Origin of the sequence: Streptomyces albiflavescens (assembly GCF_014645835.1) — a bacterium.
Lineage (GTDB): Bacteria > Actinomycetota > Actinomycetes > Streptomycetales > Streptomycetaceae > Streptomyces > Streptomyces albiflavescens.
The window spans coordinates 986,180-998,938 of sequence record NZ_BMMM01000002.1; the positions used below are offsets into that span (position 1 = coordinate 986,180).

Here is a 12,759-nt window from a genome sequence, read left to right on the forward strand (position 1 = left end):
TGTCTGTGAGCTATGTCGCGCAGTGAGACGGGAACCGAACTGTCCGCGCACTATCGTCATTCGGACAAAAGGCGGGAGGACGTCAGGTGAAGAGGGGGTTGCCTGCGTCTCTCAATCGGGGCGGTGCAAGCCTCATAGGGTCCCGGCAGGGACGGACGTACGGGACGTGTGGGACGCACGGGACGAATGGCGTGTGGGACGCACGGGACGAATCGGGCGGGAGGGCCGACGCGGCGTGGCGGATGCGGAGCACGGCGGACGAGCGGGTAATGCCTTTGGGGCGGGGGCTGTCGATACGGCGAGAGAACGGCTGCGCGCCGTCCGCATCGGGCTGTGGGTGATCGCCGCCATCCTGGCGATACGGCAGGTGACCGCCGTCCTCAGCACGCCCGAGGGGGAACGGCTCACGGACCTGGAGACCTGGGTCGGCACGAACGGCGTGCTCCATGTGAAGGGGTCGCTGTACGACTCGACGCAGTTCACCGGCACCCCCTTCGGCGGACTCGTCCTCAAGCCCCTGACCCGCGCGGCCGAGCAGGCCCTCGGCTGGGCCTGGACCTTCGGAACCCTGTCGCTGGTCGTCGCGCTCGGCCTGATCGCGGCGCGGGCCCTGCCGAAGCCCGTGAGCCGGCGCACGTCGCTGCTCGCCGCGCCCGTCGCGATCAGCCTGCTGATGCTGTCGCTGCCCGTGCGCAACACCCTCTACCTCGGCCAGACCAGCATCATCCCGGTGCTGCTCGTTCTGCTCGGCTGCTTCGTCGTGCGCGGAGAGCGCGCCAGCGGTGTGCTGATCGGCCTCGCGGCGGCGCTCCAGCCGACGGTGCTGCTCTTCGCGCCGCTGCTCTGGTTCACCGGGCGACGCGGCGCCGCCCGGTCCACCGGGATCACCTTCGCCGCCCTCACCGCGCTCGCCTGGGCCGCGATGCCCCACGACTCGTACACGTACTGGGTGCACCACCTGGCGGGCGTCGGCCTCGGCAAGGACGCGGACGACCTCGCCAACCAGTCGCTGCACGGGGCGCTCCTGCGGCTCGGCCTCACCGGCCCGCTGGAGATCGGCTTGTTCCTGCTGCTCGGCGCGGCCGTCGCGGTCCTCGGTCTGCGGCGCGCCGTGCGCTACGCGAAGGACGGCCAGCTGCTGCTCGCCGTCGCGCTCACCGGCTGTGTCGCGGTCGCCGTCTCGCCCACGACCTGGCAGCACCAGCTGCTGTGGGTGCTGCTCGCGGTCGTCGGCCGGGTCGGGAGGAAGACCTCGGACCGCTACATGTGGCCCGTCGCCGTCATCCTCGTCATGACGCTGCCGGCGAAGATGATGCTGCCGAACATGGCGGTGGTCTACCCGCTGCGCGACAACGTGGTGCTGCTCGCCGCGCTCGCCGCGGCCACCGTCGTGCCGTTCCTGTCCCGTACCTCGGAGCACTACCGCAAACCCATCCCCACCGAGTACGCGCAGCCCGTCCCCACCCGCTTCAAGCGTGTCCCGCTGCTCCCCTTCCTCGGCCGTGTCCTCACCCGCCCGAACCTGCTGCTCGAACTGATCCTGATCCGCGTCGGCTACTCCGCCTACCAGCAGGTCAGGCTCGCGGCGACGGGCGGCACCAACGCGGGCGGCCGGGCCACCGCCGAACACCACGGCGACCAGATACTCGCGATCGAGCGGTTCCTGCACATCGACATCGAGCACTGGGCCAACCACGCCGTGGTCAAGGTCGGTTTCCTGCGGGACTTCCTCGACTTCTACTACGAGTCGTTCCACTTCGTCGTCCCGCTCACCGTCCTCGGCGTGCTGTACGCCCGCCGCCCGGCCGACTACCGCTGGGCGCGCTCGGCGCTCGGCTTCGCGACGCTGCTCGCGCTCGTCGGCTTCTGGCTCTACCCGCTCGCCCCGCCGCGCCTGATGCCGGGCCTCGGCGTCATCGACACCGTGCACGGGGTGCAGGACTTCTCCAAGCCGGACTACGGCACGCTGACCGCGCTCACCAACCAGTACGCGGCGATGCCCTCGCTGCACTTCGGCTGGTCGCTGTGGTGCGGGCTCGTGATCGCGATCCTGGCGCCCAAGTGGTGGATGAAGGCGCTCGGTCTGTTGCACCCCTTCTTCACGGTCTCCGCGATCGTGGCGACCGGCAATCACTGGGTGCTGGACGCCGTGGGCGGCGCGGCCGTCGTCGGCGCGGGCTTCGGCCTGACCTATGTGTTCCAGGGCCCGCGGCCGCGGGCCCTGATGAAACCCGTGGACGGCGGCGCGGTCAGCACGAAGGTGCCGGTCCCGGTGACGGGCCGTACTCCGAGCTGATCCGGTACTCGCCCGGCTCGGCCACCGTCAGCCGCGTGAACTCGCCGCTCTTCTTCAGGCAGCCACCCTCGGCGCGCAGCCACGGCGAGTACGCGACGCGCACGGTCACCGAGCCGGGCCTCGGCACCCGCACATCGACCTCGGCGCTGGTGGTCCGGACGACGGAGGCGGGCGGCGACACCAGCGGCACCGCGTCGCGCACCCGGAACACCCGCCAGTGCGCGTCGCGCCACACCGGCTCCAGCCACGCGGGCCGGGTCTTCACCAGGCGTGCCTCGTCCTCCGCGTATCCGTCCGGCTTGCCCGACGGCAGCACGACGTAGCCGACCGCCCACCGGTCCAGCCAGGCCCGGTAGGTCGCCGCCGAGAAGGTGCCGTCGTAGAAGATTCGGCCGCGCTCCATGTCCAGCTGGCGGTTCCAGCCGCGCGCCAGGTTCACATGCGGGGCGAGCGCGGTGGCCTCCCGGTGGTTACGGGCCGGGACCACCTCGACCCGGCCGCGGTCGGCGCCGAGCCGCTCCAACTCCGTGACGACGCCGTGGGTGTGGGCGGCCCAGGCCGGCACCGCGGTCGAGACCTCCAGGTCGTCGACGGTCTTCTGGCCGACCCAGGCGACGGAGAGCACCAGTGCCGCGGCCAGCGCGCCGCGCCGCACCCGGTGCAGCCGCGGCGCGCCGAGCAGCACCGCGAGCAGCACGGCCGGCGCGAACAGCTCCGCGAACCGCTCGACGTTCGTGCCGACCGGCGAGGGGATCAGATACGCCAGAAGGGTCCCGGCCGCGTAGACGGCACCGCTCCACCGCGCCACCCGCCAGCTCCGCGGGGCCAGCGCGGCCACGGTCAGCCCGAGCAGCACCGGCGGCCAGACCCGAGCCGGCGGCATCAACTGTTCGCCGGTGAAGGGGAACAGCAGTGTCGTCGCCCCGACCACGACAGCCGGCGGCACCAGCAGCGCGCAGCCCCGCACCCGGTCCCGTACCGCGAGATACGCCGCCCCCACCACCGCCAGGAACAGCCCGGCCACCGGGCTCGCCATCGTCGCGAGCGTCGCGTAGGCCACGGCCAGCAGCACGCGTCGCTCGCGCGCCAGCGGCACACAGGCGGCGAGCCCGAGGGCGACGCCGAGCGCGAAGGTCGTACGCCCCGACGCGACGTTGCACCACAGCGCGAGGGAGGCGAGCAGCGCCGGACCCAACGGGCGGCGTATTCCCGTGCGTTCGATCAGCACGGCGGCCAGCCAGGAGGCGGCGAGCCCGGAGAGCACCGTCACCGTGCGCACGCCGAGGGCGGCCATCAGGTACGGGGAGATCAGGCTGTAGTTGGCGGTGTGCATCCCGCCGTACCAGAACAGGTTGTACACCGATCCGCCGTGCCGGGACACGAAGCCGGCCCAGGCCTCCTGGGCGGCGAGATCGCCGCCGCCGGTGGCGAGGAACAACCACCACACCGCGTACAGCGGCAGCATCGGCACGGTGGCCAGGAGCGGGAGGCGGTGGCGGCGGCAGAACGAACGGACGCGACGGTTCCGGGACGGCTCCGCACGGTCCGGCCGGGCGGGGCTCAGGTCGGTCAGGTCGGCAGAGACCACGGCTCGGCGTTTCCGTTCGAAGTCTTCGAAAGGGCGGGTTGGCTGTGCCACGTGAGAAGACGTGAAACCGAACGGAAACGTTCATTACGTCGTGGAGCGACTTGTCGCGGGGGAGGCAGGGGCAGGGCGTAGGGGGGATGCCCCTGCCTCCCACGGGACGGGCCGACGGATACCGGGAAGGCCGTCGGCCCGAGTACCTCAGTCCGCGCTGACCTGTAGCTCCTTGACGCCGTTCAGCCACGCGGAACGGAGCCGGCGCGGGTCGCCGACGAGGCGCAGGTTCGGCATCGCGTCGGCGATCGCATGGAAGATGAGATCGATCTCCAGGGTGGCCAGGGACTTGCCGAGGCAGAAGTGCGGGCCTCCGCCGCCGAAGCCGAGGTGCGGGTTGGGGTCGCGGGTGATGTCGAAGACGTCGGGGCTTTCGAATACCTCGGGGTCGTTGTTGGCGGAGGAGTAGAAGATGCCGACGCGGTCGCCCTTCTTGATCTGCTGCCCGCCCAGTTCGGTGTCCTGGGTCGCGGTGCGCTGGAAGGAGACGACAGGGGTCGCCCAGCGGACGATCTCCTCGGCGGTGGTCTTCGGGCGCTCCCGCTTGTAGAGGTCCCACTGTTCGGGGTGGGTGAGGAAGGCGTGCATGCCGTGCGTGATGGCGTTACGGGTCGTCTCGTTGCCCGCGACGGCGAGCAGCAGCACGAAGAAGCCGAACTCGTCGGAGGCCAGGTTCCCCTCGTCCTCGGCCGCCACCAGTGTGCTGACGATGTCCTTGGCCGGGCACTGCTTGCGGTCGGCGGCCATGTTCATGGCGTACGCGATGAGTTCGGTGGCCGACTCGGCGCCGATCTCCTCGGTGATCGCGTACTCCGGGTCGTCGTACGCCACCATCTTGTTGGACCAGTCGAAGATCTTGGCGCGGTCGTCCTGCGGGACGCCGATGAGCTCGGCTATGGCCTGCAGGGGCAGCTCGCAGGCGACCTGGGTGACGAAGTCGAAGGCGCCGTCCGGGCCCGCGTGCGCGAGCGCGTTCTCGACGATCGAGCCGGCTCGGGCGCGCAGGGCGTCCTCGAGGGAGCGGATGGCCCGCGGGGTGAAGCCGCGCTGCACGATCTGGCGGACCCGGGTGTGCTCGGGCGGGTCCATGTTGAGCATGATCAGCCGCTGGACTTCTATCTGCTCGCGCTGGATGTGCTCGTTGAAGCGGATGACCGCGGTGTTGAGGAACGAGGAGAAGAGCTCGGGGTGCGTGGAGACGTATTTGACGTCCGCGTGCCGCGTGACGGCCCAGTAGCCGTCGTCCTCGAAGCCCGCGATCCCCGGCTGTTGCGGAATCCAGTGGACCGGTTCGGCCCGGCGCAGCTCGGCGAACTCCGGGAGGGGCACGCGGTGGTGCAGCAGATCGGGATCGGTGAAATCGAACCCGTCGGGCAGCGCTGGACAGGGCATCGGCAACTCCAGGTCTCGCACCTACGGTTCTGGCGATCGGGTTCCGGCGGCCGTTTCCGGTCACCGGTTCTGACGGTCCATCAGGAAAGCGGAATTGCCGTGAAGGTAGTAACGGGTTCTACAAGTGGCAAGAGGTACGGGGCCTCGAATTGCGTGCGGGATTCGTGCAGATCGCAACTTCGGAGCCTGCAAGACCCTTGCGGTGGTGGACATGCTGTCAGCAGACTGCACTCAGAACTAGAACGCGTACTAGTTCTGCGTGGCGGGTGGGCCGGGACGCCCGCGCCGCGCGGGCGACCCAGGCCTGGTCCGCCGGACAGGCCCGAGGAGAGGACCATCCCCCATGGCCGCGGAACCCGTGATCGTCGAAGCCGTACGCACCCCCATCGGCAAGCGCGGCGGCGCGCTCGCCAACCTCCACCCCGCCTATCTCCTGGGCGAGACCTACCGCGAACTCCTCGGCCGCACCGGTATCCACGCCGACTGCGTCGAGCAGATCGTCGGCGGCACGGTGACCCACGCCGGCGAGCAGTCCATGAACCCCGCGCGCACCGCCTGGCTCACCATGGGCCTGCCGTACGAGACGGCGGCCACGACGGTGGACTGCCAGTGCGGGTCGTCGCAGCAGGCGTCGCACATGGTGGCCAACATGGTCGCGGCGGGGGTCATCGACGTGGGCATCTCCTGCGGCGTCGAGGCGATGTCCCGGGTGCCGCTGGGCTCCGGGTCCAAGCACGGGCCGGGCAAGCCGTTCCCCGACGAGTGGAACGTGGATCTGCCCAACCAGTTCGAGGCGGCGGAACGGATCGCCCGCCACCGCGGGCTGAGCCGCGAGAACGTGGACTCCCTCGGGCTCATCTCCCAGGAGCGGGCGGCCATCGCCTGGTCCGAGGAGCGCTTCAAGCGTGAGACCTTCGCCGTACAGGTGCCCACGACCGAGGACGAACAGCGGGCCGGACAGGGCATGTGGCGGCTCGTCGACCGGGACGAGGGGCTGCGCGACACATCCATGGAGGCGCTGGCGAAGCTGAAGCCGGTGATGCCGACGGCTGTGCACACGGCGGGCAACTCGTCGCAGATCTCCGACGGCGCGTCCGCGATCATGTGGGCGTCGAAGCGGATGGCGCGGGCGCTGAAGCTGCGGCCCCGCGCGCGGATCGTGGCGCAGGCGCTGGTCGGCGCGGACCCGCACTTCCATCTGGACGGGCCGATCGACGCGACGCGCGCGGTGCTGGGCAAGGCCGGGATGTCGCTGAAGGACATCGACATCGTCGAGATCAACGAGGCCTTCGCGTCCGTGGTGTTGAGCTGGGCACAGGTCTTCGAGCAGGACCTGGAGAACGTCAACGTCAATGGGGGCGCGATCGCGCTCGGGCATCCGGTGGGGGCGACGGGGGCGCGGCTCATCACGACTGCCCTGCACGAACTGGAGCGCAGGGACAAGGAGTTCGCGCTGATCACGATGTGCGCGGGTGGCGGGCTGGCCACCGGCACGATCATTCAGAGGCTGTAGCCGTCCGGTCGACGAACGTGGTGAACGCGGCGGGGGGCGAAGGGGCGCGGGGCTGACGACCTGCTCGTCAGCCCCAGCCCCGGCGTGGGTTACTTGCGCACCGCGAAGCGCATCAGGTCCCGCTCGTCCCCCTGCTTGATCTTCCCCGTCTCATTGATGACCTCGAGCTTCCAACTCCCGCCGACCCGGATCGCCTTGGCCACGGCGCAGCCGTTGTCATTCGTGAGCAGGCTCGGCCAGATGTCGGCGACCTGCTGGGTGCTGCCCCCGGTCGCGTCGTAGACCTTGAAACTGATGTTGCGCGCCTTCTGGAAGGCGCTGCCCTTCTTGTACGCGGCGGCGACGAACACGATCGACGTGATGTTCGGCGGTATCCGGGCGAACTCGACGGTCACCGTCTCGTCGTCTCCCTCCCCGCGTCCGGTCTGGTTGTCGCCGCTGTGCGTCAGTGAGCCATTGCCCATGGGGTCCAGGGAGTCGAGGCCCGCCAGTCGTACCGGGTCCGAGCCCTGCATCGCGATGGCGATCAGGTCGAGGTCGGTGCCGACGTTCCGGCGGATCTTCCCCATCAGCCCGCCACTGCTCCCGGCGGTGGGGTCCCAGGACACCCCGATGGACAGATGGGTCACCCCGTCCAGATCTGCCGGACCGTCTTCCTTCGTGAGCGTGATCATGCGTGATCCTCTTGGTGGTGGACATCAACGAGTGAAGTGTGCCTGAGCTGCCTGTGCCCGGTATACCGGGTATGGGAATGGGTGTTCGGCGTCGGGTACGTGCTCGTACTCGCGGCGGTCGTCGCGTACGTGCTTATGTTCGTGCTCGCCGGTGGCGGTCGTCGCGTACGTGCTCGTGCTCACCGAAGGGTTTCTGCGTCAGGGGCCCCGGAGCGGTCGTGCTACTCCTTCCCTGACGCCGTCACCGCCAGCACCCCCGCCGCCCCTGCCGCGACCAACAGCGGGATGCCCAGCCCGTGATGCAGCACCAGCCACGCCCCGCACAACGCCCCCGCAAGCATCGCGAACACCGCCGCCGTGCGGCGCGGAGACCGTTTGCCCGCGCCGCCGCCCAGGCGGGAGTCGGCGGCCAGGCCCGCCAGGGTCATCGTCAGGACGGTGGTCGTCAGGTCGGCGACGCCCAACTTGCGGACGGTCGCGTTGCGCAGGCCCATGGCGAAGGCGGTGAGGGCGATCAGAGCGTAGATGGTCCCGTTGGCACCAGGGGCGGCGAAGGCGACCAGCGACGCCGCCCCGACCAGGATCGCCTCCACGCAGAGCGTGGCGCGTACCCAGATACGGCGCGAGCCCCCGCCCATCCGCCTTCCGACACGTCCGCCCGCCACCGCCCCCACCAGGAACGACGCCAGCGACACCAGTGAATGCGGGGTCGAGAAGTCCGGCGCGCCCGCCGCGGCGAAGCCGAGCACCACCACGTTGCCGGTCATGTTCGCCGTGAAGACATGCCCGAGGCCCAGATAACTCACCGCGTCGATGAGCCCGCTGACCACGGTCATCCCCAACAGCACCGCCACGAGCCGCACTCCGCGCGCCTCCGGGTCGTGCGTCTTCTCCGTCGGCGTGGTCATGGGGCCTCCGGTCAGCAGGACGGGCGCGGTGGACTCAAGTCCACCACGGAGGCGGGGGACTCTCGGATGTCGACGCGAACCGTGCGTCCGTAGCGTCGAGGACATGAGCGATAACACACACAAGACCGTCAAATCCAAGGAAACACGCCGCATTTGGCGTACCCGCAGAGGGGGCGCTCTTCTCGCGGCGGCGCTTCTGGCGGGGCTCGCGGCAGCCCCGGCGGCGACGGCGGCCGCATCCTCGTCCACCCATCGGCCGGTGTCCCGCGGCACCCTCGTCTCCGTCACGCCGGTCGCCTCGCACGACGCGGGTGGGGTGAAGAAGTTCCTCGCCGAACGGGACATGGCCACGGACTCCGTGCAGTACGGCGTAGCGGCGTACCGGCTGACCTACCGCACCGTCGACCCGTACGGGAAAGCCACCACGGCCACCGGGCTGCTCACCCTCCCCGTCGGCGGCAAACATCGCCTCGACATCGTCTCGGACACGCACGGCACGATGGTGAACCGCGACTACGCACCCTCCGTCGCCGAGGACTTCGGGCGCGTCCCCTCCTATCTGAACGCCACGGCCGGACGCGCCGTCGTCGCGCCCGACTATCTGGGCCTCGGCAAGGGGCCCGGCCGCCATCCGTACATGGACACCGGCTCTTCCGTGACCGCCTCGGTCGACATGCTGCGGGCGGCCCGGACAGCAGCGGACCGGCTCGGTCGGCCGCTGAGCGGTGATGTGTACGCGACGGGCTTCTCGCAGGGCGGGCAGGTGGCCATGGCGCTCGGGCGGGCGCTGGAGGGCGGGGCGGACCGGTACTTCCGGCTGAAGGCGCTCGCTCCCGTCAGCGGGCCCTACGACCTGGCGGGCGAGGAGATTCCGGCGCTGTTCGACGGGCGGGTCAATGATGCGAGCGGACTCATCTACCTCTAGTCATTCGTAGTGCTCCGTCGTTTAGGGCGGAGGCGAAGCGAAATCTCGGTGCTGCTCTGACCCGCACGCTACTGCGGACGTTTCTACTGCTCGATGTACTGGCGGACGACCGTGAGGGGCGCGCCGCCGCATGATCTGGCGAAGTAGGAGCCGGACCAGAAGTGGCCGCCCACAGGTATCGGCGGACGTGATTGTCGTACTCCTGGCGCAGGCGACGGGATGAGACGCCTTTGAGGCTGTTGACCAGCTTGGAGAGTTGAACCTTGGGCGGGTGGTGGATGAGCAGGTGGACGTGGTCCTGTTCGCCGTTGAACTGTTTCAGCTCGGCTTCGAAGTCGACGCAGACCTCTCGCATGATCTCTTCGGTGCGGTCAGCATGGCGTCGGTGAATGCCTCACGCCGGTATTTAGTAACAAAATCCAAGTGGACATGGAGATTGGCGACGACATGACTTCCGGTCCTGACGCCGAAATTTGGAATCCAGCGAGGTGACATAAACCAACTGTAGTAGGGTCGGTGTCGTGACTGAACGCGGCCTGGAGACACGGCAGTTCGGGCACCGCGCTCGACTGGCACTGTCCCCTACAGACATTGTTAAGGCCGATGCTCAGGCGCACGCTGCCCGCACGATGTGGAACTGTCTGCACGCCTGGTGGCAGATGATGCCTAAGAATAAGCGGACGCTCGCGAATGCGGATGCTGCGATCCGTCAGGCCCGGCGCGACATCGACTTTCTGGCGGTCCTACCCGCGCAGGCCGCGCAAGCGGCGTTGAAGACGTACTTCCAGGCGTGGAAGAACTGCTGGGACGGCCGAGCGGATGCCCCGAACTTCAAGGGACGGTTCCGGTCGGTCATGTCGGTGGACATCCCGCAGGGCCGGGACCTCAATGTCGTCCGTGTCCACCGCAGATGGGGCATGGTCAACATCCCCAAGCTGGGCCGGGTCCGCTTCCGCTGGACTAAAGACCTTCCGGTCGGCAAGCACGCCAACAAAGAGAACCGAATCACCGGAGCGCGGCTGGTCAGGGACGCCCTCGGCTGGCACATCGCCTTCCGCGTGATGACCTTGGATCCCGAGCCTGAGCCGCACCAGGGTCCCGAGGCCGGTATCGACGTGGGCGTCACCGTGCCCCTCGCCCTCTCGGACGGCAAGACGTACGAGCACGGCGAGTGGCTGACCGACAAGGAGCAGGCCAAGCTCCTGGGTCTGGAGCAGCGCGCCGCGCAGCGCAAGCAGCACCGCAAACCCGGCGAGAAGACCTCCCGCCGATTGCAGCACACCTACGACCAGATCGCAGGCCTGCGCGCGAAAGCCAAGCGCCGGGCACTGGACTGGCAGCACCAGACCACCACCGCCATCGCCCGTACGTACGGCACGGTCGTGGTCGAAGCACTCACCATCACGAACATGGTCAAGTCCGCCAAGGGAACCGCGGACAAGCCGGGAAAGAACGTCGCCCAGAAAACGGGCCTGAACCGCTCCATCAGTGGTGAGGCGTGGGGCCGCACGGTCACACTGCTGAAGTACAAGACCGCCCGGTACGGCGGCATCCTGCACAAAGTGCCCGCCCCTGGCACCTCACAGCGCTGCTCAGCGTGCGGCTTAACCACGCCAGGCAGCCGGGAAAATCAGGCCGTGTTCGTATGCAAGAACCCGGACTGCGGATGGTCGGGCAACGCCGACCACAATGCAGCCCGGAACATCTTGTACCTGTACCGGATCGGCCACGTGGCGATCCCGGCTGCCGGAAGGCGCAGTCGTCAGGCGCGGAGACGCGTCAAGCCCGCCACCGCAAGGTAGGTAGGAATCTCTCTCGTTTGCGAGGGAGAGAACTTCAAAGCTCGTACTGGCTGGTCGCGCGGTCGCGTAGTCGCGCAAAGCGGGACTGTCCTGAATTTCGTGTAAGCCCTGGTGTGGCCCGTCTGGCATGAGGTGTCGCCTCTGCCGGGAAGGATCCACCATGGCGATCAAGGACGATGGCCCGCGCGAGAGCGTCGCGAACAGCGTGAGAACGGGTGCGGAGTTGGCGCGAGCGGCCCAGCTGGACCGGGATCTGGCCGAGCAGTTGATCGAGCGGGCTCGCCCTGAAGGTCCTCTACCTCGTCATCCGCGACCGCCAGTCCAACAGACCCCACATCACCGGCCAGACCCGCGACTGGAAAGCAGCCATCAACACCCTCGCCGGCTACTACGGCGACCGCATCACCGACTACTGACCCAACCCGTCACACCGGGCTTACACAAAGAAAAAGACACTCCCGATCAAGGAGCTGCTTCGCCCCTGGAAGTGGTACGACGCCTTCACCGGCCGGGACATGGGACGCGACACCACAGCGGCGCTTGCCATGTGGGCCGCGAAGGTGTGCCCGAAGATCTGCGACTGGGACCACAAGCCGAAGCTGAGGGCAAAATTCAACCTGGACAACGAGGGCTATTTCCAGAAGGTTCCGGGACGGAACCTGAAGATGTTCTACGGTGTCTGGTCGAATATCCACTACGGCTATGTGGGGCGGGCCGCCGGTATCGACCGGGATACATTGATCGACGGTGCCAGCGTCTCTGATCCACTGCTCGTCGGAGAGGATGACAATGGCGATCACATCACCATGCAGGCGGGCATCGACCTGTACGACAAATACGGTCTGAATCTGACCAGGGAACAGTTCCATGAGGCCGTGATCTCGACGGCGGAGCTGCTGTACAGTCAGGGATCCGATCAAGCCCAATACGCGCCGTAAACCGCGGTGCTGACAGGCCGCGGCGGTGCCTCCGGGCGCCGCCGCGGCTGCGTGTCCCACATGTACGGAAAGGGAGGTCTGGTTGTGGAGACGGTGCCGGAGGTGCGGAAGGCGCCCGGGCTCTGGTTCGCGGGTTTCCGTTTGGGCGCGCTTCTCGGGATTCCGACATCGCTGCTCGCGATTTTCGTCGTCGGTCGGATATGGACATCGTGCGATGTCGGCGTGAACGCCTCGGCCAATTCGCTGTTCCTGCTTTTCGTCGCACCGTTCATCTGGATCGCCACCACGGTTTCGTGGGTGCTTGTCTACGGTGCGATCGGAAGGTTCCGCCGGGGTGCCGCCCTTGCCGTCGGAATCCTCTTCAACCTGTGTTTTCTCTGGTTCGTCGTGACGAGAATGGGCACGATGGATTCATATCCTGATGCCGTGTGCCCGGGAAATGTCCCGCCGTGGTGGCCGGGGTTCGTTCCGTCCTGAGGGAACGCTCGGCCGAAGTGGTGGCGGATGTGGAGCGCTGGTGGGCATGGCGAAGGCGGCGGCCCCGGGGATCGGGGGTCGCCGCCTTCGTCCAGGGGGCTGCTGTGTGTAGCAGTCCGGGTTGGCTGTTTTTTAGTACCAGCCGTTGGCCTGCCAGAAGCTCCAGGCGGCGGTGGGGCTGCCGTAGCGGGAGTT

Annotated in this window: 9 protein-coding genes and 3 pseudogenes; 7 read left to right on the forward strand and 5 right to left on the reverse strand. The window is 68.4% G+C overall.

Going from position 1 to position 12,759, the window contains the following annotated elements; genetic code table 11:
- The first annotated feature begins 235 nt into the window (after positions 1-235).
- Positions 236-2,296, forward strand: a complete 2,061-nt coding sequence (locus tag IEY95_RS09305; RefSeq protein WP_189185378.1) for a bifunctional glycosyltransferase 87/phosphatase PAP2 family protein — start codon at positions 236-238, stop codon at positions 2,294-2,296.
- Here the strand turns inward: IEY95_RS09305 and IEY95_RS09310 are convergent.
- Both IEY95_RS09310 and IEY95_RS09315 read right to left on the reverse strand, forming a co-directional pair.
- The gene (locus IEY95_RS09310; RefSeq protein ID WP_189185459.1) at positions 2,250-3,860 is read right to left on the reverse strand and encodes a DUF8823 domain-containing protein; all 1,611 of its coding nucleotides are present in this window, start codon (positions 3,858-3,860) and stop codon (positions 2,250-2,252) included. The two genes, IEY95_RS09305 and IEY95_RS09310, sit on opposite strands and share 47 nt — an antisense overlap.
- 222 nt (positions 3,861-4,082) lie before the next feature.
- Positions 4,083-5,327, reverse strand: a complete 1,245-nt coding sequence (locus IEY95_RS09315; RefSeq protein WP_189185379.1) for a cytochrome P450 — start codon at positions 5,325-5,327, stop codon at positions 4,083-4,085.
- A gap of 343 nt (positions 5,328-5,670) precedes the next feature.
- On the opposite strand from IEY95_RS09315, the gene IEY95_RS09320 reads away from it, so the two are divergent.
- Positions 5,671-6,840: a steroid 3-ketoacyl-CoA thiolase gene (locus IEY95_RS09320; RefSeq protein WP_189185380.1), complete on the forward strand. Its 1,170-nt coding sequence runs from the start codon at positions 5,671-5,673 to the stop codon at positions 6,838-6,840.
- 89 nt (positions 6,841-6,929) lie between these two features.
- Here the strand turns inward: IEY95_RS09320 and IEY95_RS09325 are convergent, their stop codons facing one another.
- Both IEY95_RS09325 and IEY95_RS09330 read right to left on the reverse strand, forming a co-directional pair.
- The gene (locus IEY95_RS09325) at positions 6,930-7,514 is read right to left on the reverse strand and encodes a TerD family protein (protein ID WP_189185381.1); all 585 of its coding nucleotides are present in this window, start codon (positions 7,512-7,514) and stop codon (positions 6,930-6,932) included.
- A 221-nt stretch (positions 7,515-7,735) separates the two neighbouring features.
- Positions 7,736-8,422, reverse strand: coding sequence for a YoaK family protein (locus IEY95_RS09330; protein ID WP_189185382.1), 687 nt, complete (start codon positions 8,420-8,422; stop codon positions 7,736-7,738).
- Positions 8,423-8,525: 103 nt separating this feature from the next.
- On the opposite strand from IEY95_RS09330, the pseudogene IEY95_RS09335 reads away from it, so the two are divergent.
- Positions 8,526-9,344, forward strand: a pseudogene (locus IEY95_RS09335) (alpha/beta hydrolase family protein); the annotation flags it as partial.
- Positions 9,345-9,430: 86 nt separating this feature from the next.
- Here IEY95_RS09335 and tnpA read toward each other — a convergent pair.
- Positions 9,431-9,842: pseudogene (tnpA, locus tag IEY95_RS09340) on the reverse strand (IS200/IS605 family transposase).
- Between the two features lie 26 nt (positions 9,843-9,868).
- Here tnpA and IEY95_RS09345 point away from each other — a divergent pair.
- From IEY95_RS09345 to IEY95_RS48825, 4 genes and pseudogenes are all read left to right on the forward strand, one after another.
- Positions 9,869-11,149 carry an RNA-guided endonuclease InsQ/TnpB family protein gene (locus IEY95_RS09345; RefSeq protein ID WP_189185383.1) on the forward strand — a complete coding sequence of 427 codons (1,281 nt, stop codon included), beginning with the start codon at positions 9,869-9,871 and terminating at the stop codon, positions 11,147-11,149.
- A gap of 281 nt (positions 11,150-11,430) precedes the next feature.
- Positions 11,431-11,565: pseudogene (locus IEY95_RS51030) on the forward strand (IS256 family transposase); the annotation flags it as partial.
- Between the two features lie 99 nt (positions 11,566-11,664).
- Positions 11,665-12,087, forward strand: a complete 423-nt coding sequence (locus tag IEY95_RS09350) for a polymorphic toxin type 44 domain-containing protein (protein ID WP_189185384.1) — start codon at positions 11,665-11,667, stop codon at positions 12,085-12,087.
- Between the two features lie 84 nt (positions 12,088-12,171).
- Entirely contained in the window at positions 12,172-12,564 is a 393-nt protein-coding gene (locus tag IEY95_RS48825; RefSeq protein WP_229702733.1) for a hypothetical protein, read from the forward strand.
- Positions 12,565-12,759 lie beyond the last annotated feature (195 nt).

Coding starts and splice junctions, on each gene's coding strand:
- IEY95_RS09315 (WP_189185379.1), bottom strand. CDS start 5,327: ATGCCCTGTCCAGCGCTGCCCGACGGGTTCGATTTCACCGATCCCGAT.
- IEY95_RS09320 (WP_189185380.1), top strand. CDS start 5,671: ATGGCCGCGGAACCCGTGATCGTCGAAGCCGTACGCACCCCCATCGGC.
- IEY95_RS09325 (WP_189185381.1), bottom strand. CDS start 7,514: ATGATCACGCTCACGAAGGAAGACGGTCCGGCAGATCTGGACGGGGTG.
- IEY95_RS09330 (WP_189185382.1), bottom strand. CDS start 8,422: ATGACCACGCCGACGGAGAAGACGCACGACCCGGAGGCGCGCGGAGTG.
- IEY95_RS09350 (WP_189185384.1), top strand. CDS start 11,665: ATGGGACGCGACACCACAGCGGCGCTTGCCATGTGGGCCGCGAAGGTG.